Source organism: Nocardioides sp. P86, assembly GCF_023712465.1.
In the GTDB taxonomy this organism is placed as follows: domain Bacteria; phylum Actinomycetota; class Actinomycetes; order Propionibacteriales; family Nocardioidaceae; genus Nocardioides; species Nocardioides kribbensis.
The window spans coordinates 578895-600318 of the sequence record NZ_JAMAYE010000002.1 but is presented as its reverse complement, the minus strand read 5'-3'; the positions used below and the strand labels follow the sequence as shown (position 1 = coordinate 600318).

General features: G+C 73.9%; 21 protein-coding genes. 12 read left to right on the top strand and 9 right to left on the bottom strand.

Annotated features, from left to right (window positions below; all coding sequences use genetic code 11):
- Positions 1–15 precede the first annotated feature (15 nt).
- Together M3673_RS10360 and M3673_RS10355 are read left to right on the top strand one after the other, a co-directional pair.
- Positions 16–942 (top strand): FAD-dependent oxidoreductase, encoded by a 927-nt coding sequence (locus tag M3673_RS10360; RefSeq protein WP_251533493.1) that lies wholly within the window; start codon positions 16–18, stop codon positions 940–942.
- A gap of 67 nt (positions 943–1009) precedes the next feature.
- The gene (locus M3673_RS10355) at positions 1010–2125 is read left to right on the top strand and encodes a PAS domain-containing sensor histidine kinase (protein WP_251533491.1); all 1116 of its coding nucleotides are present in this window, start codon (positions 1010–1012) and stop codon (positions 2123–2125) included.
- Positions 2126–2156: 31 nt separating this feature from the next.
- Here M3673_RS10355 and M3673_RS10350 read toward each other — a convergent pair whose 3' ends face one another.
- Together M3673_RS10350 and nucS are read right to left on the bottom strand one after the other, a co-directional pair.
- A complete protein-coding gene (locus M3673_RS10350) occupies positions 2157–2528 on the bottom strand; it encodes a DUF952 domain-containing protein (protein WP_251533488.1) in 372 nt (123 codons plus the stop codon).
- Between the two features lie 2 nt (positions 2529–2530).
- Positions 2531–3220 (bottom strand): endonuclease NucS, encoded by a 690-nt coding sequence (gene nucS / locus M3673_RS10345; RefSeq protein WP_056864142.1) that lies wholly within the window; start codon positions 3218–3220, stop codon positions 2531–2533.
- A gap of 25 nt (positions 3221–3245) precedes the next feature.
- Between nucS and M3673_RS10340 the strand changes: the two genes are divergently transcribed.
- The 3 genes from M3673_RS10340 to M3673_RS10330 all read left to right on the top strand — a co-directional run bounded on the left by M3673_RS10340 (position 3246) and on the right by M3673_RS10330 (position 6547).
- The gene (locus M3673_RS10340) at positions 3246–3827 is read left to right on the top strand and encodes a GNAT family N-acetyltransferase (protein ID WP_251533486.1); all 582 of its coding nucleotides are present in this window, start codon (positions 3246–3248) and stop codon (positions 3825–3827) included.
- A gap of 79 nt (positions 3828–3906) precedes the next feature.
- Entirely contained in the window at positions 3907–5727 is a 1821-nt protein-coding gene (locus tag M3673_RS10335) for a 3-hydroxyacyl-CoA dehydrogenase family protein (protein WP_251533484.1), read from the top strand.
- A 64-nt stretch (positions 5728–5791) separates the two neighbouring features.
- Positions 5792–6547, top strand: coding sequence for a hypothetical protein (locus tag M3673_RS10330; protein ID WP_251533476.1), 756 nt, complete (start codon positions 5792–5794; stop codon positions 6545–6547).
- A 5-nt stretch (positions 6548–6552) separates the two neighbouring features.
- Here M3673_RS10330 and M3673_RS10325 read toward each other — a convergent pair whose 3' ends face one another.
- Positions 6553–7755 (bottom strand): ATP-binding protein, encoded by a 1203-nt coding sequence (locus tag M3673_RS10325; RefSeq protein ID WP_251533474.1) that lies wholly within the window; start codon positions 7753–7755, stop codon positions 6553–6555.
- Positions 7752–8132 (bottom strand): response regulator transcription factor, encoded by a 381-nt coding sequence (locus tag M3673_RS10320; protein WP_193661089.1) that lies wholly within the window; start codon positions 8130–8132, stop codon positions 7752–7754. Before M3673_RS10320 ends, M3673_RS10325 begins: the two co-directional genes overlap by 4 nt.
- 135 nt (positions 8133–8267) lie before the next feature.
- Between M3673_RS10320 and M3673_RS10315 the strand changes: the two genes are divergently transcribed.
- Positions 8268–9140, top strand: a complete 873-nt coding sequence (locus M3673_RS10315) for an endo alpha-1,4 polygalactosaminidase (protein WP_251533467.1) — start codon at positions 8268–8270, stop codon at positions 9138–9140.
- A gap of 49 nt (positions 9141–9189) precedes the next feature.
- Here M3673_RS10315 and M3673_RS10310 read toward each other — a convergent pair whose 3' ends face one another.
- Positions 9190–9726, bottom strand: coding sequence for a CGNR zinc finger domain-containing protein (locus M3673_RS10310; RefSeq protein WP_056864147.1), 537 nt, complete (start codon positions 9724–9726; stop codon positions 9190–9192).
- A gap of 38 nt (positions 9727–9764) precedes the next feature.
- Between M3673_RS10310 and M3673_RS10305 the strand changes: the two genes are divergently transcribed.
- From M3673_RS10305 to M3673_RS10295, 3 genes are all read left to right on the top strand, one after another.
- Positions 9765–10745 carry a DMT family transporter gene (locus M3673_RS10305; RefSeq protein ID WP_193661087.1) on the top strand — a complete coding sequence of 327 codons (981 nt, stop codon included), beginning with the start codon at positions 9765–9767 and terminating at the stop codon, positions 10743–10745.
- 72 nt (positions 10746–10817) lie between these two features.
- Positions 10818–12227, top strand: coding sequence for a HAMP domain-containing sensor histidine kinase (locus M3673_RS10300; RefSeq protein ID WP_251533465.1), 1410 nt, complete (start codon positions 10818–10820; stop codon positions 12225–12227).
- 297 nt (positions 12228–12524) lie between these two features.
- Positions 12525–14165 carry an HNH endonuclease signature motif containing protein gene (locus M3673_RS10295; protein ID WP_251533464.1) on the top strand — a complete coding sequence of 547 codons (1641 nt, stop codon included), beginning with the start codon at positions 12525–12527 and terminating at the stop codon, positions 14163–14165.
- A gap of 29 nt (positions 14166–14194) precedes the next feature.
- On the opposite strand, the gene M3673_RS10290 is transcribed toward M3673_RS10295, so the two are convergent.
- The 4 genes from M3673_RS10290 to mce form a co-directional block, all read right to left on the bottom strand.
- Complete coding sequence (locus M3673_RS10290; RefSeq protein WP_251533456.1) at positions 14195–15403, bottom strand: AI-2E family transporter; 1209 nt, start codon at positions 15401–15403, stop codon at positions 14195–14197.
- On the bottom strand, positions 15400–16650 hold the full coding sequence (locus tag M3673_RS10285; protein WP_193661084.1) for a hypothetical protein: 1251 nt from the start codon (positions 16648–16650) through the stop codon (positions 15400–15402). Before M3673_RS10285 ends, M3673_RS10290 begins: the two co-directional genes overlap by 4 nt.
- Positions 16651–16787: 137 nt before the next feature.
- A complete protein-coding gene (ccrA, locus tag M3673_RS10280; protein WP_193661083.1) occupies positions 16788–18125 on the bottom strand; it encodes a crotonyl-CoA carboxylase/reductase in 1338 nt (445 codons plus the stop codon).
- A gap of 194 nt (positions 18126–18319) precedes the next feature.
- On the bottom strand, positions 18320–18793 hold the full coding sequence (gene mce, locus M3673_RS10275; RefSeq protein WP_056903856.1) for a methylmalonyl-CoA epimerase: 474 nt from the start codon (positions 18791–18793) through the stop codon (positions 18320–18322).
- Between the two features lie 161 nt (positions 18794–18954).
- Here mce and M3673_RS10270 point away from each other — a divergent pair, with 161 nt between their 5' ends.
- The 3 genes from M3673_RS10270 (at position 18955) to M3673_RS10260 (ending at position 21421) form a co-directional block, all read left to right on the top strand.
- A complete protein-coding gene (locus M3673_RS10270; RefSeq protein ID WP_056864155.1) occupies positions 18955–20169 on the top strand; it encodes an acetyl-CoA C-acetyltransferase in 1215 nt (404 codons plus the stop codon).
- A complete protein-coding gene (gene meaB / locus M3673_RS10265) occupies positions 20166–21155 on the top strand; it encodes a methylmalonyl Co-A mutase-associated GTPase MeaB (protein ID WP_374108203.1) in 990 nt (329 codons plus the stop codon). Before M3673_RS10270 ends, meaB begins: the two co-directional genes overlap by 4 nt.
- Before the next feature lie 101 nt (positions 21156–21256).
- Positions 21257–21421, top strand: a complete 165-nt coding sequence (locus M3673_RS10260; protein WP_156697866.1) for a hypothetical protein — start codon at positions 21257–21259, stop codon at positions 21419–21421.
- Positions 21422–21424: the final 3 nt, after the last annotated feature.

The window sequence follows — 21424 nt, the reverse complement described above, 5'->3', positions numbered from 1 at the left end:
GTCCACACTGGGGGCGTGCAGCGCGTGGTCGTGGTCGGGGCGGGGGTCGTCGGTCTCACCTGTGCCCTGCGCCTGCTCCAGGCCGGGCACCGCGTCGACGTGGTCGCGCGGGACCTGCCGCTCGAGACGACCTCGGTGGTGGCGGCGGCGCTCTGGTACCCCTACCGCGCCGGTCCGCAGGAGCGGGTGAGCGGGTGGGCGGCGACCACCCGCGAGGAGCTGGTCGCCCTCGCCGCGGCCGACCCCGACGGGGAGCGGACCGGTGTGCGTGTCGTCGTGGGCACCGAGGTCCTGCGCGCGGCGAAGCCCGATCCCTGGTGGGCCGGCGCGGTGCCCGACCTGTCGCGGCCCACGGCGGCGGACCTGCCGGCGGGCTTCGTCGACGGCTACCGGTTCGCGGCGCCGGTGGTCGAGATGCCGCGCTACCTCAGGTGGCTGCGGCGCGAGGTGCTGGCCGCGGGCGGCTCGCTGACGCGGCTGGCGCTGGGCTCCCTGCCGGCGAGCGGCCCGCACGCAGCACTGGTGGTCGACTGCGCGGGGCTCGGCGCCCGGCTGCTGGCCGGCGACCTCGCGGTGACCCCGGTGCGGGGCCAGGTCGTGCGGGTCGCCCGGACCGGGGTCGACCGGTGGTGGCTCGACGGCGCCGGACCGACGTATGTCGTGCCCCGGGCCGACGACGTGGTGGTGGGCGGCACTGCGGAGGAGGGCGTGTGGGACCGCACGCCGTCGCCCGCGACGGCGGCCCGCCTGCTGGAGCGGGCGGAGGCCCTGGTGCCGGGGATCTCGGCGGCCCCGGTGCTCGGGCACGCCGTGGGGCTGCGGCCGGCCCGACCGCACGTGCGCCTGGAGCGGGTGGGCGACGTGGTCCACTGCTACGGCCACGGAGGCGCCGGCGTCACGCTCTCCTGGGGGTGCGCCGACGAGGTCGCCGCCCTGGTGTGACCGAATTGGCACGACCCACGGATCAGGCGGGACGCGTCACGCGTCCCCCGCGGCCTATTGTCGCTGCGTGGAGGATCGACCACCCGACGAGAGCGCTCTCATGCGCGGGGTCTTCGAGGCGTCGCCCGACGCCATCGTGGTCATCGACGCCGACGGTCGGATCGTGCGCGCCAACGCCCAGTGCTCGGCGGTCTTCGGGCACGACCCTGACGACCTGCTGGGGGAGCCCGTCGAGGTCCTCGTGCCGCCGCGGCTGCGCGAGGCCCACCCCGCGCGACGCGGGGCCTTCACCGGCGGTGGCGGCGCCCGGGCCATGGGGCTGCTGCAGCTCGCGGCGGTGCGCGCCGACGGCACCGAGTTCCCGGCCGAGATCTCGCTGGCGGCGGTGTCCCACGACGGGGAGCCGCTGACCTGCGCCACGGTGCGCGACGTGACCGCGCGCCTCGCGCTGCAGCAGGAGTCCGACCGGGTGCGCGAGGAGCTCCTGGCCACGGTCTCCCACGAGCTGCGCACCCCGCTGACGTCGATCATCGGCTACACCGAGCTCCTGCTCGACCTCGGCGAGAGCCAGGTCGGCCCGGCGGCGCGCCGGATGCTGGCCATCGTGGAGCGCAACGCCAACCGCGAGCTGCGGCTGGTCAACGACCTCCTCGACCTGGCCTTCCTCGACGACCGCGAGCACATGGACGCCGAGCCGGTCGACCTCGTCGAGGTGGTGCGCGCCGCCGTCGACGGGGCGCGGGTCGGTGCCCGGGGCCGGGGTCTGGAGCTCTCCTCGACGCTCGCGGCGGGCGTGGCCGCGGACGGGGCGCGTGCCCTGCTCGTGACCGGCGACGAGCAGCGGCTCGGGCAGGTGCTCGACAACCTGCTGTCGAACGCCGTGAAGTTCACCGCTCCCGGCGGGCGGGTGCTGGTCGACTGCGCGCCGCGCGAGGGAGACCTGGTCCTGAGCGTGAGCGACACCGGCACGGGCATGGAGGCCGTCGAGGTGCCGCAGATCTTCGACCGGCTCTACCGCTCGCCGCGGGCGGTGCGCGACCAGGTGCCGGGAGCGGGCCTCGGTCTGTCCATCGTGGACAGCATCGTGCGGGCCCACGGGGGCCGGATCGAGGTCGACAGCGAGCCCGGGGTCGGCACGACGGTCTCGGTGCTGCTCCCGGCGCACGTGGAGCCGGTGGCCTGAGCGGCGCGGGCGCTCCGGGTCAGCCCGGGGGTCAGCCCGGACCTTCGCGCAGCGCCTCGTCGAGGGGCAGCACCCGCACGACGGCGGCCGCGGGCACGGGGCCGTAGACGTGGGGGAAGGTCTCGGCGTCGGCCCGACCGGGCTCCACCGGCTCGTCGACCACGTCGCAGCCCAGCAGCGCGGGGTCGATCTCGAGGAGCACCAGGGCGTCGGGGCAGTCGGCGTAGAAGCGCTCGTGGACCCCGCGCCACTGGTCGGCGCGGCTGGCGTGGACGAAGCCCTCCTGCTCCAGGCTCACGCCGCGGGTGGAGGTCGTGTAGGTCCCCGACTCCCGGGCCGCCTCCCAGTCGGTCGCGAGCGCCACGTGGAACAGCCGGGACGCACCGGCAGCGGAGGTCGTCACGCTCAGAACAGCCGGTGGGTGGGGTCGTCGACGCCGCGCAGGGCGTCGTAGTCGACGAGGGCGCAGGCGATCCCGCGGTCGGTGGCCAGCACCCGGGCCTGGGGCTTGATCTCCTGGGCGGCGAAGATGCCGCGCACCGGCGCGAGCAGCGGGTCGCGGTTGAGCAGCTCGAGGTAGCGGGTGAGCTGCTCGACGCCGTCGATCTCCCCGCGCCGCTTGATCTCGACGGCGACGCTGCGGCCCTCGGTGTCGCGGCACATCAGGTCGACCGGCCCGATCGCGGTCGGGAACTCGCGGCGCACCAGCGTGAGCCCGGGCGAGAGCGTCGCCGGCTGCTCGGCCAGCAGCACCTGCAGGTGCTTCTCCACCCCGTCCTTCTGCAGGCCGGGGTCGACCCCGAGGTCGTGGGAGGAGTCGTGGAGGACCTCCTCGATGAGGATGCGCAGGGTGTCCTCGGGCCCCTTGGCGCTCGCGCGGCTGCGCACCGTCCACTCCACCTGGCCCTCCTCGGTGGTGGCCTCGCGCAGCGTGCAGGGCGGTGACATCCAGTTCAGCGGCTTGTAGGACCCGCCGTCGGAGTGCACCAGCACCGACCCGTCGGCCTTGATCATCAGCACCCGCGTGGCCATCGGCAGGTGCGCCGTCAGCCGTCCGGCGTAGTCGACCTGGCAGCGCGCAACGACGAGTCTCACGGGCCAGGAATCTACAGTGGCGACCGTGCCCGACCACCCGCCGCTCCCCCCGGCCTGGCGCGTGCGCCACGCCCGCCCCTCCGAGCTGCGGCTGCTGGCCGCCGTCGAGGACAGCGGGGGAGCCCTCTTCCGCGCGCACCTGGGAGAGGACCTGCCGGCCACGCTGCTCGCCCCGGCGCCCTCCGGGCTCGACCGCGCGGCCCTGCCCGGCTGCGTGCTCGTGGCCGTGCACGGCACGGACCAGGAGGTGGTGGGGTTCGCCCACGTCGTGGACCACGGCCACGAGGAGCCGGGGGCGGTCCACCTCGAGCAGCTCTCGGTGCTGCCGTCGCACGGTCGCCGCGGGATCGGCACGGCGCTGGTGCGCGCGGCCGAGGAGGAGGCACGCTGGTGGGGCGCCGGTCTGATGACGCTGACCACCTACCGCGACCTGCCGTGGAACGGACCCCTCTACGCCCGCCTGGGGTACGCCAAGCAGGCGCGGCCGCCGGCGTACGTGGCGCGCGCGCTGGCCGCCGAGCGGGCCGCGGGCCTCGACCTCGGGGGCGCCGTGGCCGCGGGTCCGAGGGTCGCGATGTCTCGCCGGCTGGGACGTCGTGGGGCCTGAGCGGGTCTGGATCGTTCAAGTTACCGGTGAGTGAACTAGTTCACGGCCCGGGTCGGTGACGCGTGCCATGATGCCGCCCATGACGAGCCTCGAGACCACTCCCGACACCTCCGCCGACGCCGGCCGCGACTTCACCGCCATCGGCGTGGTGGGGCTCGGGACGATGGGCGCCGGCATCGCCGAGGTCTTCGCCCGGCACGGCTTCGCGGTCGTCGGCGTCGAGCTGAGCGAGGAGAGCGTGGCGCGCGGCCGGCAGTACCTCGAGCACTCCACGGGACGTGCGGTGCGCCGCGGCAAGCTGACCGAGGAGGAGCAGGCCGAGCTGCTCGGCCGGGTCACCCTGACCACGTCGCTGAAGGACCTGGCCGACGTCGACCTGGTCGTCGAGGCCGCGGTGGAGTCGATGGCCACCAAGCAGGCGATCTTCCGCGAGCTCGACGCGATCGTCGGTCCCGACACGGTGCTGGCCACCAACACCTCCTCGCTCTCGGTCACCGAGCTCTCCAGCGCCACCTCGCGCCCGGGCCGCGTCGTGGGCGTGCACTTCTTCAACCCCGCCCCGGTGCAGAAGCTGGTCGAGGTGGTGCGCACGGTCGTCACCGAGCCCGCCGTGCTCGACGACGTGCAGGCGCTGCTCGGCCGCCTGGGCAAGAGCCCCGTGGTCTGCGGCGACAAGGCCGGCTTCATCGCCAACACGCTGCTCTTCGGCTACCTCAACCACGCCGCCTCGATGTTCGAGGGCCGCTACGCCTCGCGCGAGGACATCGACGCCGCGATGCGCTTCGGCTGCGGCTACCCGATGGGCCCGCTGGCGCTGCTCGACCTGATCGGCCTCGACACCGCCTACGAGATCCTCGAGACGATGTACCGCCAGGGCCGCGACCGCCTCCACGCGCCCGCCCCGATCCTCAAGCAGATGGTCACCGCCGGTCTGCTGGGCCGCAAGACCGGGCGCGGCTTCTACACCTACGAGGCCCCCGACAGCCCGGTCGTGGTCGCCGACGCCGCGACCCCGTCGGCCGACGAGCTGCCGCAGCTGCGCCACGACATCCGCCAGGTCGGCGTCGTCGGCACCGGCACCATGGCCAGCGGCATCGTGGAGGTCTTCGCCAAGGCCGGCTACGACGTGCTCGTCGTGGGCCGCTCGGCCGACAAGGTCGACGGCGTCAGCGCCACCGTCACCCGCAGCTTCGACAAGCAGATCCAGCGCGGGCGGGCCACCGAGGAGGCCAAGGCCGAGGTGCTGGCCCGCATCAGCGGCACCACGAGCCTGGAGGACCTGGCGAGCGTGGACCTGGTGGTCGAGGCCATCGCCGAGGACCTCGCCGTCAAGACCACCCTCTTCGAGAACCTCGACGAGATCTGCAAGCCGGGGGCGATCCTGGCCACCACCACCTCGAGCCTGCCCATCATCGCCATGGCCACGGTGACCAGCCGGCCGCAGGACGTCGTCGGCATGCACTTCTTCAACCCCGCCACGGTGATGAAGCTGGTCGAGGTGGTCTCCACGGTGGCCACCTCCGACGAGGTCACCGAGACCACGCGGGCGCTGTGCGCGGCCGTGGGCAAGATCGCGGTCTCGTGCGGCGACCGGGCCGGCTTCATCGTCAACGCCCTGCTCTTCCCCTACCTCAACGACGCGGTGAAGATGCTCGAGGCCCACTACGCCACCGCCGACGACATCGACGTGGCCATGAAGCAGGGCTGCGCCCTGCCGATGGGTCCCTTCGAGCTGCTCGACGTCGTGGGCAACGACGTCTCGCTGGCCATCCAGCGCGAGCTCTACCTCGAGTTCCGCGAGCCGGGCTTCGCCCCGGCCCCGCTGCTCGAGCACCTGGTCACCGCCGGCTACCTGGGCCGCAAGACCAAGCGGGGGTTCCGCGACTACTCCGCCCGCTGAGACCGCGGCCCAGGGCGGCCGGCGAGGGGCTGGCGGTCCCTCGGGGGCTCCGTACAGTGGGGACATGGAGTACCTCCTCGTCCTCGCCCTGGTCCTCGGTGCCATCGCCGTCGCCACGCTTGCCGGGCGGGGCCACCAGCGCAAGGTCCTCGCAGCCAAGGAGGCCGAGCTCGCGCCGGTGCGCAGGCTGGCGGCCGAGGACGTGACCGCGCTCGGGGTCGAGCTCCAGGAGCTCGACCTCGAGCTGGCCGGCCAGCCGCTCGACGCCGGCGCCAACGCCGACTACCAGCGCGCGCTCGACGCCTACGAGTCGGCCAAGGCCGCCGCCGACGCGATGGAGCGGCCCGACGACGTCCGCCACGTCACCGAGATCCTCGAGGACGGGCGCTACGCCATCGCCTGCGTGCAGGCCCGCGTGGCCGGCGAGGCGCTGCCCACGCGCCGTCCGCCCTGCTTCTTCGACCCCCGCCACGGGCTCTCGGTGACCGACGTGCCCTGGACGCCGACCGGGGGGGCCCAGCGCGACGTGCCGGCCTGCGCCCTCGACGCCGAGCGGGTGGGCGCCGGTGCCGACCCCGACATCCGCAAGGTGATGGTCGGCTCCCAGCGGGTGCCCTACTGGCAGGGCGGCCCGGCCTACCAGCCCTACGCCCGCGGCTACTTCGGGTCGTTCACCACCATGGACTTCATGTTCATGGGCCTGATGTTCGGCGCCTTCGGAGGCTTCGACGCCATCGGTGAGATCGGCGAGGGGCTGGGCGAGGCCGTCGGCGGCGTCGGCGAGGGCCTCGGCGACATGTTCGACGGCTTCGACTTCTAGCCCGGTCAGGACGGCAGGGTCAGGCGCACGGTGGTGCCCCCGCCCGGGGTGTCCTCGACGAGGAGTCGTCCGCCGTGCAGCGACGCGATCCGCGCGCAGGTGGCCAGCCCGATGCCGTGACCGTGGTCGGGGTCGCTGTCGTCGCGGCCGAACATGTCGAGCACACGCGTCCGTTGGGAGGCCGCGATGCCCCGGCCGTTGTCGACCACGGCCAGCTCGTGACCCTGGGGGGTCGCCGCCGAGGTGACGACCACCCGCGGTGCGCGGTCGGGCGAGCGGAACTTCACGGCGTTGGCGAGGAGGTTCTGCAGCAACTGGCGCAGCAGCGCCGGGTCGGCCCGCACCGTCGGGGCCGCCAGGTCGCGCCGCACGAGGCCGTGCGCGGCCGTGTCGCCGAGGTCGACGACGACCTGGTCGAGCACGTCGTCGAGGGCCACGTGCTGCCGCTCGACCACGTGGCCGCCGACGCGGGCGTGGCGCAGCAGGGCGTCGAGCAGGTCCATCATGCGCCCCGACGCCTGGTCGGCGCGTCGCAGCAGCTCGCGCCCGCGGGGGCCGAGGGCTCCGGCGTACTCGTGGTCGAGGATCTCCAGCCAGCCGGTGAGCACGGTCAGCGGGCCGCGCAGGTCGTGGGAGGCGACCGCCGCCACCTGCTCGAGGTCCTGGTTGGAGCGCTCGAGCTCGGTGGTGCGGGTGGCCAGCTCGCCGAGCAGGTGCTCGAGGCGGGCACGGTCCTCCATCTGGGCGCTCACGTCCTCGACGTGCGCGACGACGTGGATGGGCGTGCCGTCGTCCTCGCGCACGACCGCGGCGGTGACCTCCACCCAGACCAGGTGACCGGCGGCGTGGCGCCAGCGCTGCAGCAACCGGGAGGACTCCTGCTCGCCGCTGAGGCAGCGCGCCGACTCGACGGCCGCGACCGCCGCGTCGTCGGGGTGCAGCACGTCGCTCGAGGCCAGCGCGCGCAGCGACTCCGCGTCGCGACCGAGCAGGGCGCACAGGGCGCGGTTGACACGGAGGAAGCGGCCCTCCACCGAGAGCAGGGCCATGCCGAGCGGGGAGCTGTCCATCGTCATCCGCCACCGCTCCTCGGCCCGGGCGAGGGCGCGCAGCGCGGCGTGGGCCGCGCGGGCGTCGTGGTCGGCCAGGACGTCGCCGGGCGTCGGTGCCGGGGCCAGGGCCAGGGAGTCGACGACCGGGGCCCTCACGAGGCCGAGCCCGCCCGGGCCGGCGTACGCCGCCCCAGCGTCTCGACCGCCGACACCAGGCCGGCCCCGCTGAAGGGCTTGTCGAGCACCTCGTCGACGCCGGCGGCGTAGGCCGCGGCGTGGTCGCGGCGCGCGGTGACCATGAGCAGCGGCAGGTCCCGGAGCGCCGGGTCGCTGCGCACCGCCCGCGTCAGTCCCAGGCCGTCGAGGGTGGGCATCATCCAGTCCAGCACCACCGCGTCGAAGCCGCCCGCGAGCAGCCGCCGCAGGCCGCAGCGACCGTCGGGCGCGAGCTCCACGTCGTGCCCGGCGCGGCCGAGGAAGATCTCCATCAGCGTCGACAGGTCCGGGTCGTCGTCCACCACCAGGATGCGCATCGTTCGGGTCCGTCCCCCCCTCGGACGGGCGGGCCTCGCGCCCGCCTCGTCCTCCCCATCGGCCGTCGGGGTGGGGACCTGAGGCACGCCGACGGGCGACGGGATCCGGCGCGGCCCGCTGCTAGGTTGCCGCCCATGTCGCACCGTCCCCCCGCCCGGAGCCCCCGCGCGGCCGTGCCCCCGCTCCTCGTCGTGCTCCTCGTGCTCCTCGGTCTCACCGTCGGGCCCCTGCTCGCTGCCGCCCCGGGCGGCGCCTCGGGTGCGAGCACCGGCGCACCGACGGCGGGGGAGCGCACCGTCGAGGAGCCGTCGGCGCCCCCGGCGCTCCCGGCGGCGACCGACGTCGACTACCAGCTCGGCGGGGTCGACGAGGTGCCCGACCACGTGGGGATCGTCGTGCGCGACCGCACCGAGGAGCCGGCCGGGGTCTACGACGTCTGCTACGTCAACGGCTTCCAGACCCAGCCCGACGCGCGGCGCTTCTGGCGCGAGCGCTGGTCGCTGGTGCTCAAGGACGACCGGGGCCGTCCGGTCGTCGACTCGGCCTGGGGGGAGTGGCTGCTCGACCTGCGCACCGCCTCGAAGCGCGAGCGCGTGGCCCGCATCGTGGGGCGCTGGATCGACGGCTGCGCCCGCGACGGCTTCGAGGCCGTCGAGCTCGACAACCTCGACTCCTTCCTGCGCAGCGGCGGGCTGCTGCGACGGCCACAGAACCTCGCGCTCGCGTCGCTGCTCGTCGAGCGCGGCCACGCCGCCGGCCTGGCGGTGGCCCAGAAGAACCTCGCCGGCTACGACGGCACCCGCATCGGCTTCGACCTCGCGGTGGCCGAGGAGTGCGGACGCTACGACGAGTGCGACGCCTACACCGAGGTCTTCGGCGACCAGGTCGTGGTCGTGGAGTACCGCGACCGGGACTTCGAGGCGACCTGCGCCGGCTTCGGGGACGCGCTGCCGGTGGTGCGCCGCGACCGCCCGCTGCGACCGACCTACGACCCGCGGTGGTGCTGACCGGCCACCTGCCGCGTCCCCCTGCCCAGCCGGTCGACCAGCCGGTCGATCAGCCGTCGCTCTGGCGGGCGCGGTAGGCCGCGACGGCGTTGCGGTTGCCGCAGGTGGTCGAGCAGAAGCGGCGCGAGCGGTTGCGGGAGAGGTCGAGCACGACACCGTCGCAGTCCTCGTCGGCGCAGACGCCCAGCCGCGACATCTCGTCGGTGCGGATCACGTCGATCATCGCCATCGCGGTCTCGACGGTGATCCGGGTGACGAGCGGCGCGTCGGGCAGCACGGCGTGCACGTGCCAGTCGTAGGGCTCGTGCCGCACCAGCTGCGGCAGCGCCCGGGCCTCGCTCAGCATCGCGTTGACCAGCTCGACGGCGTGGTCGCGCTCGGCGGTCAGCAGCTCGCGCAGCACCGGCCGCAGCGCGCGCACGGCGTCGAGCTCGGCGCGCGTGCGGTCGTGGCGCCCGGAGTACTCGAAGTCGGCGAGGAACCGGTCGAGGTCGGCGACGCTCTCCAGCGTGTCGGGCGGCTCGGCGGAGTTGGCGAGCACCACGGCGGACTGGAGCGACATCTCGGTGTCATGGGCGAAAACCACGTTGACAGGTTACCCGACGGCCCGTAGCGTCATGGATCATGACGACGATGACTCATGACGCCACCCGGTCGGCCGGCGGTCCCGCCGGTGGCTCCCGCCTGGCGTCGGGGCTCGTGCTCGCCGTCGTCTCGGCGACCGCCTTCGGTGCCTCCGGCGCCCTGGCCCGGGGCCTGCTCGACACCGGGTGGACCCCGGGCTCGAGCGTGCTGGTGCGGGTGGGGCTGGCCGCCCTCGTGGTGCTGCCCTTCGGGCTGGCCTCGCTGCGCGGGCGGTGGTCGCTGCTGCGGCGCAACGCCGCGCTCGTGGTGACCTACGGCGTCCTCGCCGTGGCCGGTGCGCAGTTCTGCTACTTCTCCGCGGTGCAGCACATGCAGGTCGGGCCGGCGCTGCTCATCGAGTACACCGCGCCCGCGGCCGTGGTGGTGTGGCTCTGGCTGCGCCACGGCCAGCGCCCCGGGCCCGTCACGCTGGTGGGTGCGGCGCTCGCCGCCGCCGGCCTGGTGCTGGTGCTCGACCTGCTCTCCGGCGCCGACCTCAGCGTGGCGGGCGTGCTGTGGTCGCTGGGGGCGATGGTCGGGGCCGCGTCGTACTTCGTGATCTCCGCCGACGAGGGCAACGGGCTGCCTCCGCTGACCCTGGCCGCCGGCGGCCTGGTCGTCGGGGCGGCGGTCCTGGGCCTGCTGGGCCTGGTCGGTGTGCTGCCCATGGCCGGGTCGACGCGTCCGGTCACCTACGGCGGCACGACCGTCGACTGGTGGCTGCCGCTGCTGCTGCTCGGGCTGGTGACGGCCGCCCTGGCCTACACCACCGGCATCGCGGCCGGGCGTCGCCTGGGCTCGCGGCTGGCCTCCTTCGTCGCCCTCCTCGAGGTGCTCGCCGGTGTCGGCTTCGCCTGGCTGCTCCTCGACGAGCTGCCGCGCCCGGTGCAGCTGGCCGGCGGCCTGCTCATCCTGGCCGGCGTGGTGGCGGTCAAGCTCGGCGAGCGGGGCGTCGTCCGGGTCGAGCCGACGCCGGCCTGAGGCGACCCGGGGCGCGCGGGCCGGATCCGCAGATCGCCTGAAGCCCGCCGCCGGTCGACCTACGATGAGCGGGTGAGGACACCGGGGCGCCGTGACGGGGCCGCCACCGCCACCGCCACCGCCGCAGCCGGCGTGCCCGTCGATGCCTGGCTCGACGACGCGCTGGCCGTGGTGGGGTCACCGGTCGCCGACGGCACGGGCGACGTCGTCGTGCCGACCTCCGGTGTCGCGGCCGACGTCGACCCGGGCCGCGACGCCGAGCGTGCGGCGCTGCGCGCCGCGGAGGTACGTCGTTACCGCCTGCCCGAGCTGACCCGGCTCCCGGAGCTGCGCGCCATCGTGGAGCTCGCCGCGCAGGTCTGCGAGGCGCCGAGGGCGATGCTGACCTTCTTCACCGACTCCGAGATGCACCAGCTGGCCACCCACGGCTTCCGGGTCGGACCGGTCCCCAACCACGCCTCGGTGTGCCACCGCGTGCTCCACGACCCGGCACCGCTGATCGAGGCTGACCTGGCGGCGCAGGGGGAGTGGAGCGGCTACCCGGCCGTGGAGATGGACCCGCCCGCGCGGCTGTACGTCAGCCAGCAGCTGCGGACCCCTGCGGGCGTGCCCTTCGGCTCGCTCTGCGTCCTCGACTCCGCGCCGCGTGAGCTCGACGCCGCCCAGCGGGCCGCCGTGGCCAACCTGGCCGAGCGTGCCGTCGACGTCCTGGAGCTCGCCCTGCGCTCGCGACAGCTCGACGAGGCGCTCGCCGAGGTCAGTGCCTCGCGCGACGAGCTCGAGCGGTCGAACGCCCAGCTCGCGGCCTACGCCGGACAGGTCACCCACGACCTGCGCAACCCGCTCTCCGCGATCGCCGCCTCGCTGGAGCTGATGGAGGACGTGGTGGCCGAGGGTGGACCCGACGGGCCCGCACAGCTCAGCGCCCTGGTGGTGCGCGCGCGGCGCAGCGCCCACCGCATGGAGGCGCTCATCTCCGACGTGCTGTCCTTCGCGGGCATCGGCGGGGAGCTCGAGCTCACCGAGGTCTCCCTCGAGCGCCTGGTGGCCGAGGCGCGCGAGGACCTGGCGACCGAGCTGGAGGGCGCCTCGGTCGAGGTAGGCCCGTTGCCGCACGTCCGCGCCGACGCGGTGCAGCTGCGCGTGGTGCTCCAGAACCTCCTCGGCAACGCCGCCAAGTACGTCGCACCCGGCGCGACCGCCCGCGTCGAGGTGCGCACCGAGCCCGCGAGCGACCCGGGCTCGGTGCGGCTCGTGGTGGTCGACCACGGCCTGGGCGTCGCCGAGGCCGACCGCGACCGCGTCTTCAAGCCGCTCGAGCGCGTGCACACCACGGTGGCCGGCACCGGGATGGGTCTGGCCACCTGTCGGCGCGTCGTCGAGGCGCACGGCGGCGCGATCGGTCTCCGGGGCACTCCCGGCGGGGGCGCCACCGTGTGGCTCGAGCTGCCCGATGCCGTCCTGCCCGCCGCGGGGGTCTGACCCGCCGCCCGCCGGCGGTGGTCGAGGGCCGGCCGCCAGGACCGAGGTGGTCGAGGAGGGAGCGCCCGCGCCCCGGTGGTCGAGGAGGGAGCGCCAGCGACCGTCTCGAAACCACGGCCCCGCACGGTGGTTGAGGAGGGAGCGCCAGCGACCGTCTCGAAACCACGGCCCCGCACGGTGGTTGAGGAGGGAGCGCCAGCGACCGTCTCGAAACCACCCTCACGCGACAGCGCAAACCTCTCCACAGATCCTCCGGCAGACCTAGTCATCGAATGCGTGTTCGAATAAACTAGGCGCATGCTCCTCGACCTCGACACCACCGGCGCCGTGGTCGACATCGAGTCCCTCGAGGCCGACGACGTCTTGGAGTACGCCGCCGACACCGCCCGCTCCGTGCGCGCCGCCGAGCGTCGCACCCTGCGCGTCATGGCCCGCTGGGGTGCGCTGAACCCTGACCGGGCCTACGCGTGGTCGGTGCCCGGGATGATCCGCCGCGGCCTCGACGAGTTCGCCGCCGAACCCCTCGCCCTGGCCCTGGACATCTCCCCGGTCACCGCCGGCTGCAACCTGGCCGAGGTCATGGAGCTGGTCCACCGGCTGCCCCGCACCTGGGCGATGGTGGAGGACCTCACCCTCCCCGGCTGGCGTGCGCGGCGGATCGCCTCCCAGACCCAGGTGTTGAACGACACCGGGGCCGCGTTCGTGGACCGCAAGGTCGCCGCCCTCGGCCACCGCGCGCAGAGCCTGGGTGCGCGACGCATCGAGCTGTTCGTCGCAGAAGCCGCGGCCAGGCACGACCCCCACGCCCAGGCCGCGCTCGAGGAAAGAGCCCGCGGTGGGTGGAACGTGCGCCTCACCCACGACGTCGACCGCGGCTCCGCGTCCGGCACCTCGTGGTTGGAGGTGCTCGGTGACACCCAGGACCTCACCCGGTTCCACGACCTGATCTGCGCCACCGCCGCCGAGCTCGGCCGCCACCAGACCTCGACCGGAGCCGTGGTCGAGTCGTTGGAGGTCCGCAAGGCCCGCGCGATCGGGGTGATCACCGACCGCGCCCAAGGCCTCACCGCCCTCGACTCCGTCGAACCCACCACCGCCAAGGAACGGGTGGTCTACGTCCACCTGCGCCCCGAGGACCTCGCACGCGCCGAGACCCTCGCCGCCCTTGAAGCCACCCGCATGAGTGGAGAGGGGCCCCCGGCTCCCGAGGACCTGCCGCCACCGACCGATGTACCGGCCGAGGAGCCCCCGCCCGGCCCCCGGGACCTCCCCACCCCCACCGACCACGAGACCGTCCCCGCGGAGCAGGCCACGACCCCGGTGGCCGAGCAACGATCGCAGCGAGCGTCTCGAAGCCACCCCACCACCGACGAGCACCCAGTGCACGAGCCGCCCGCGGACGACCCGTACCGCACCACCGGACCCGACCTGCGCCCCACCCCGGTCCACCGCCACCACGAGACCAGCCACCTGTCCCAGATCGACCGCACCGGCCCACCACCGGGCACCGCGGTCGTCGAAGGCCTCGGGGTGGTCTCCACCACCACCCTGCGCCGCTGGCTCCTGGGCACCAAGGTGTTCGTGAGACCCGTCATCGACCTCGACCCCACCACCGCCGGAGCCGTCGACCGACACGACCCACCACCCTGGATGCGCGAACACGTCGTCATCCGTGACTCGAGATGCGTGTTCCCCGGCTGCACCGTGCCCTCACGCCGCTGCGACCTCGACCACATCACCCCCTACCGGCCCGTCGACCAGGGCGGGGAGTCGGGCCAGACCCACCCCTCGAACCTCGCGCCGCTGTGCCGCCACCACCACCGGCTCAAGACCACCGGCTCCGCAGGTTGCCCACCCTGGAGTTACCACCCGCATCCCGACGGCACCTACGCCTGGACCAACCCCCACGGCTGGACCACGCTCGTCCGCACCGGCTGAGCGGGGTGCGGCCCGGGGGACCGGTGGGGCTAGCGGGCGTCCTGGCGTCGTACGAAGACCTCGCGGGTCAGCATCAGCACCGCGGCCGCGGTGGGGATGGCCAGGAGCGCGCCCACCACGCCGAGCAGGGCGGCGCCCACCAGGGCGGCGATCACGGTGACGGCACCCGGGACGTCGACGGAGGAGGCCATGACCCGGGGGTAGATCACGTAGTTCTCGATCTGCTGGTAGACGACGTAGAAGACCACGCAGATCAGGCCGGTGCGCACGTCGGTGGCGAAGGCGATGGCGGTGACGATCGTGGCGCCGATCGTCGCGCCGATCATCGGGATGACGTCGAGCAGGGCCACGACGAAGGCGAGCGCCACGGCGTACTCGCCGAGGCCGACGGCGAAGAGGAAGACCAACGACGTGAGGCCCGCGCAGAGGGCGACGAGGAAGGCGCCCGACACGTAGCCCCCGATGCTGGCCACGATCCGGTCCCCGAGGCGGGTGACCCGGTCGCGACGCGAGGCGGGGGCCAGCTTGTAGAGCGCGCCCTTGGTGGTCTCCAGCGCGGAGAGGAAGTAGAGCGTCAGCACCAGCACGATGAAGAGGTTGAAGAGGGCGCCCAGCAGTGCGATGCCGAAGCCGAGCACGCCGCCGAACAGGCCCGTGACGAAGTCACCGCCGGCGACGTAGTCCTGGGCCTTCTCGACGATCTGGTACTCCTCGTCGAGCTTCTGGATCTTGGGGTTCTGCAGCAGCTGGTCGAACCACACCGGGGCGTTGGCGGTCAGCGAGGCGACCTGGTCGGTGATGACCGGCACGATCGCCACCACGAAGAGGGCGATGGCGCCGAGGAAGACCAAGGTCACCACCAGCACCGCCCACGAGCGGCGCAGCCCGCGGTGCTCGAAGAACTCCACCGCCGGGTTGAGGCCGGCGGCGATGAACAGCGCGACCACCACCAGCAGCAGCGTGGAGCCGATGGCCAGCAGCGTCGTGCCCAGCCAGTACGCGGTGACGAAGCCCAACCCGCCCAGGAACCCGATGAGGTACGGCGCCGTGCGGTCCAGCGGCGCCCCGGGGGTGCCGAGGTGCTCGGGCCCGCCGACGAGCCCCTGCCGCTTGCCCTTCTGCGGCACGCCGGTGACCGGCAGCACCTCGGGGGCCGGCGCCGCGGCGGCCGGGTCGACGACCGGCCCGGCCGTCGTCGGGTTCGCGCCGGGCGCCGGCGGGTCGGGCTGGTCGCTCACTCGTCCTCGTCGTCCTGACCGAAGCCGGCGACGACGTCGCGCAGGCTCGCCAGCTGGGCGGTGATGCCGTCGCGGCGCTTGGCCAGCCGGGCGACCTCGGTGCGCAGCATGGCCAGCTCGCGCTCGACCTCGGCGGTGGCCGAGGAGGTGATGGAGTCGGCCTGGGTCTGGGCCGAGGCCACGACCTGCTCGGCCTCGCGGCGCGCGCGGGTGACCACGGCGTCGGCCTCCGACTTCGCCTGCTGGCGCTGGGTGGCGGCCTGGGTGGCGGCCTCCTGCGCCCGGGCCTCGGCCGCGGCGGCGCGCTGCTCGGCCTCCTCGACGAGCTTGCGGGTCTCGGCCATCGCGCTGCTGTGGTGGTCGGTGGCCTCGCGGGCGAGCCGCTCCTTCTCCACCGCGAGGGTGCGGCGTGCCTCGGTGACCTCGCGGTCGGCGGCGGCACGAGCCTGCTCCACCTCGCGCTGGGCGCCCGTGCGCATCTCGGTCGTCTCCTGCTTGGCGGCCAGGCGCAGCTGGTCGGACTCCCGCTTGGCCGAGGCCATCAGGTCGGCGGCCTCGCTGCGGGCCAGCTCGCGCTCCTGCTCGGCGTCGGCGAGGGTGCGGGCGCGGTGCTCGTCGAGCTCTTTGAGCTGCACCATGCGCATGTCCTCGGCCTCGCGCTGGCCCTCGGTGCGGATCTGCTTGGCGTCGCGGGTCGCCTGGGCGCGGATCTCGTCGGCCTCGCGCATCGCGGTGCCGCGGATCTCGTCGGCCTCTTCCTCGGCGAGGCGGAGCATGGCGCTGGCGCGGCCCCCGAGACCGGCGTAGGAGGGGGTCTCGTTCTCCTTGACCTGCTGCTCCAGGCTGGCCAGGCGGGCCTCGAGCTCGACGACGCGCCGCTCGGACTCGCCGAGGCTGCCGGCGAGTCCGGCCTTCTCCGCGGCCAGCTGCTTGACCTTGGTGTCGACGGCCGCGGTGTCGTAGCCCCCACGGCGCACGACGGGGAAGGTGATGCTGGCGCCGGCGCGGGCGGGAGCCGCCTGCGGGCGGGCGGGCGGTGCGGGCGGGGCCTGCTGCGTCTGCGGGGCCGCCGGAGCGGTGCCCGGGCGCTGTCCGGCCGGGGGGGCCTGGCGCGGCGCCTGACCGGTCGCGCGACCAGGGGCCGACCCGGGAGCGTTCGTGGCCACCGGGATCACCTGGGTCTTGTCGGCGTCCTGGGAACGGCGCTCCGAGTCGTCGTCGAAGATGGACAGGCCCTGGTCGCTCATGGGTGGAAACCTCTTCCGGGTGGTGGGGGCTGGTGCCTCCCCATCCTCCCGCATGCGAGGCCCCGAACCCACCCCGACGCGGCGTGGCTCAGCGTTTACTCAGCGCGTGTCGGGGTGGGCCGGGTCGACGGGCCTCCTCAGACGCCGCGGAAGCGGTTGATCGCGTCGATGTGCCGGGCCCGCATCTCGGTGTCGCGCACGCCCAGGCCCTCCTCGGGGGCCAGCGCGAGCACGCCGACCTTGCCCTGGTGGGCGTTCTTGTGCACGTCGAGAGCGGCCTGGCCGACCTCCTCGAGGCCGTAGGTCCGCGACAGCGTCGGGTGGATCATGCCCTTGGCGATGAGGCGGTTGGCCTCCCACGACTCGCGGTAGTTGGCGAAGTGCGAGCCGATGATGCTCTTGAGGTTCATCCACAGGTAGCGGTTGTCGTACTGGTGCATGTAGCCCGTGGTGGAGGCGCAGGTGACGATGGTGCCGCCCTTGCGCGCGGCGTAGACGCTGGCGCCGAAGGTCTCGCGGCCGGGGTGCTCGAAGACGATGTCGACGTCCTCGCCGCCGGTGAGCTCGCGGATCCGGGCCCCGAGGCGGCGCCACTCCTTCTGGTCCTGGGTGTGCTCGTCCTTCCAGAACTGCCAGTTCTCCTCCGAGCGGTTGATGATGTGCTCGGCGCCCATGGCGCGGCAGATGTCGGCCTTCTCCTCGTTGGAGACCACGCAGATCGGCGTGGCGCCACCGTTGAGCGCGTACTGCGTCGCGAAGCCGCCCAGGCCGCCCGAGGCGCCCCAGATGAGGACGTTGTCGCCCTGCTTCATGCCCGCGCCGTTGCGCGAGACCAGCTGGCGGTAGGCGGTGGAGTTGACCAGGCCGGGGGAGGCGGCCTCCTCCCAGGTCAGGTGGGCCGGCTTGGGCATGAGCTGGTTGGACTTCACCAGCGCGACCTCGGCCAGGCCGCCGAAGTTGGTCTCGAAGCCCCAGATCCGCTGCTCGGGGTCGAGCATCGTGTCGTTGTGGCCGTCGGGGCTCTCCAGCTCCACCGACAGGCAGTGCGCGACCACCTCGGCGCCGGGCTTCCAGGAGTTCACGCCGGGACCGGTGGCGAGCACGACGCCGGCCAGGTCGGAGCCGACGATGTGGTACGGCAGGTCGTGACGCTTGGTCAGCGGCGAGATCTTGCCGTAGCGCTCGAGGAAGCCGAAGGTCGAGACCGGCTCGAAGATCGAGGTCCACACGGTGTTGTAGTTGATCGCCGAGGCCATCACGGCCACCAGCGCCTCGCCGGGGCCGAGCTCGGGGAAGGGCACGTCGTCGACGTGCAGGGACTTGCGCGGGTCCTTGTCGCGGCTGGCGACGCCCTCGAACATGTCCTGCTCGTCCTTGTGCACCGTCACGGCGCGGTAGGACTCGGGCAGGGGCAGGTGGGCGAAGTCTTCGCTGGCGGTGTCGCCGGCGAGGACGGCGTCGAGGATGTTCTGCACGTCGGCTCCTGTGCGGGGTCGGGGAGGTGCGGGTGACGGCGTCGGACCCGAGGGCGGGCCGACGTCTGGCGAACATTACTGTCCGGTAACCGGTCAGGCGACCGATGTGTTGGAGGTCTCAGCCCCGCTCAGGGTGGCGGGCCGAGGTGGGCGGGCGGTTGGTGGCGCCCGCCGTGCGGTGCGGTGCGGTGCGGTCAGTGCGCCGGGCGCGCGGCCGGCTCCACCAGCTCGACGAGCACGCCGCCGGCGTCCTTGGGGTGCACGAAGTTGATGCGGGAGTCGGAGGTGCCGCGGCGCGGCTCGTCGTAGAGCATCCGCAGGCCCCGCTCACGCAGGACCGCGCTGACGGCCTCGACGTCGGTGACGCGGTAGGCGACCTGCTGGCAGCCCGGGCCGGAGCGGTCGAGGTACTTGGCGATGGTGGAGGTCTCGTCGAGCGGTGCGAGCAGCTGCACGCACGACCCGGAGTCGCCCACGGCCATCATGGCCTCGCGCACGCCCTGCTCGGCGTTGGTCTCCTCGTGGGCCAGGCGCATGCCGAAGGTGTCGCGGTAGAACGCGATGGCCTCGTCGAGGTCGGGCACGGCCATGCCGACGTGGTCGATGGCGGTGAAGAGGTGGTCGGGGATGCCGAGCGGGCTGGCGCCGCTGTCCTGGGTCTGGCTCATGGCGTCATGGTCGTACGCCGCGCCGTGCGCCGCGACCGCTTGTGACGCGCGCCTCACGAGGTGGGGACTCGGACACCCTCGCCCCCGATGTGACTCGTCGGTATCTTGCTCGCATCGGGCCCGTTTCCGCCGGTCCGAGCACCGACCCGCTGGAGGAACCCATGTCCGACCACGCCGCCCCGTCGAGCTCGCCGACCGTCATCGTCGCGGGAGCCCGCACCCCGATCGGCCGTCTCCTGGGAGGGCTGAAGGACCTGAGCGCCGCCGACCTCGGCGGGGTCGCGATCAAGGGCGCCCTCGAGAAGGCCGGCGTCTCCGGCGACCAGGTCGACTACCTCATCATGGGCCAGGTCATCCAGGCCGGCGCGGGTCAGAACCCCGCCCGCACCGCCGGTGTGGCCGCGGGGCTGCCGATGAGCCTGCCCTCGATCACCATCAACAAGGTCTGCCTCTCCGGTCTCAACGCCATCGCGATGGCCGACCAGATGGTCCGCGCCGGCGAGGCCGACGTCGTGGTGGCCGGCGGCATGGAGTCGATGACCAACGCCCCCCACTTCCTGCCGAAGTCGCGCGAGGGCATCAAGTTCGGCGACGTCAAGCTCGTCGACTCGATGGCCTACGACGCCCTCTTCGACCAGTTCACCTCCCAGGCGATGGGTCTGCTCACCGAGGAGCGCAACGCCGCCGACGAGAACCTCACCCGCGAGGAGCAGGACGAGTTCTCCGCGCTGTCGCACCAGAAGGCCGCCGCGGCCTGGAAGAACGGCGTCTTCGACGAGGAGGTCGTGCCCGTCTCGATCCCGCAGCGCAAGGGTGACCCGGTCGTCGTCTCCGCCGACGAGGGCGTGCGCGGCGAGACCACCGCCGAGTCGCTCGGGCGCCTGCGCCCCGCCTTCTCCAAGACGGGCACCGTCACGGCGGGCTCGGCCTCGCAGATCTCCGACGGCGCCTGCGCGGTCGTGGTGATGAGCAAGGCCAAGGCCGAGGAGCTCGGGCTGGACTACCTCTGCGAGATCGGCGCCCACGGCATGGTCGCGGGCCCCGACTCCACCCTGCAGCTCCAGCCGGCCAACGCCACCGCCCTGGCCTGTCGCAAGGAGGGCATCGAGCCCACCGACCTCGACCTCGTGGAGTTCAACGAGGCCTTCGCCGCGGTCGGCATCTCCTCGGCGCGCGCCCTGGGCCTGCCCGACGAGAAGGTCAACGTCAACGGCGGCGCGATCGCGCTCGGCCACCCGGTGGGCATGTCGGGGGCACGCGTGGTGCTGCACCTCGCCCTCGAGCTCAAGCGGCGCGGCGGCGGCACCGGCGCGGCCGCGCTCTGCGGCGGCGGCGGCCAGGGCGACGCCCTGATCGTGCGCGTCCCAAGCAGCTGAGCCCCGACGCCCCGCGACCCGGGGGTCGGCGCCGTGCGGCGTCGGTCCCCGACCTGGTCGCGGCCGCCCGCGAGGGCCAGCCCCGGGCGGTGGCCCGGCTGATCTCGATGGTCGAGGACGAGTCGCCCGCGCTGCGCGAGGTGATGGCGGCGCTGGCCCCGCACACCGGCCGCGCCCAGGTCGTGGGCCTGACCGGCTCGCCCGGGGTGGGCAAGTCGACCTCCACCAACGCGCTGGTCACGCGGCTGCGCGCCGCGGGCAAGCGGGTCGGCGTGCTCGCGGTCGACCCCAGCTCGCCGTTCTCCGGCGGTGCGCTCCTCGGAGACCGGATCCGGATGTCGGACCACGCCTCCGACGCGGGCGTCTACATCCGCTCCATGGCCGCCCGCGGCCACCTCGGTGGCCTGGCCTGGAGCACACCGCAGGCGATCCGGGTGCTCGACGCCGCCGGGTGCGACGTGGTGCTCGTCGAGACCGTGGGCGTCGGCCAGAGCGAGGTCGAGGTCGCGGCGCGCGCCGACACCACGCTGGTGCTGCTGGCCCCCGGCATGGGCGACGGCATCCAGGCCGCCAAGGCCGGCATCCTCGAGATCGGTGACGTCTACGTCGTCAACAAGGCCGACCGCGACGGTGCCGACCAGGTGCGCCGCGACCTGCGGGGCATGCTGTCGATGGCCGACCGCCCCGCCGGCGCCTGGCGGCCCCCGGTGGTCGCCACCGTCGCGTCGAGCGGCGACGGCGTCGACGAGGTCGTCGCCGAGCTCGACCGCCATCACGCCTGGCTGCACGAGACCGGCGAGCTGCGGCGTCGACGTACGCGTCGGGCGCGCGAGGAGGTCGTCGCGATCGCCGTCACCGCGCTGCGCCGCAGCTGGGGCGACGTCGACGGACGCTCCGAGCTCGACGCGCTCGCCGAGGCCGTCGCCGCGGGGGAGACCGACCCCTACGCCGCGGCCGACCGGCTGCTCGGCGCGCCTGCCCCGTGACGGGTGTGGCTGCTGGTAGGCATGTGCCGTCCTGTGGACGCGCGGCGCCGAGCCGCTGACGTCCGCCGCTCACCGCTCGAGAACAGACAGGTTGGTCGACGATGAAGAAGGTGGTCATCGCCCTGGTCGTGGTGTTCCTGGGCTTCTGGATGTTCACCGACCCGCGCGGGCTGGCCGACGCCGCCGGCGGCGCCGGGGGGCAGATCGCGGCCTGGACCGGCGACTTCTTCTCCGCGCTCATCAGGTTCGTCGGCGAGCTGGGCTGAGCC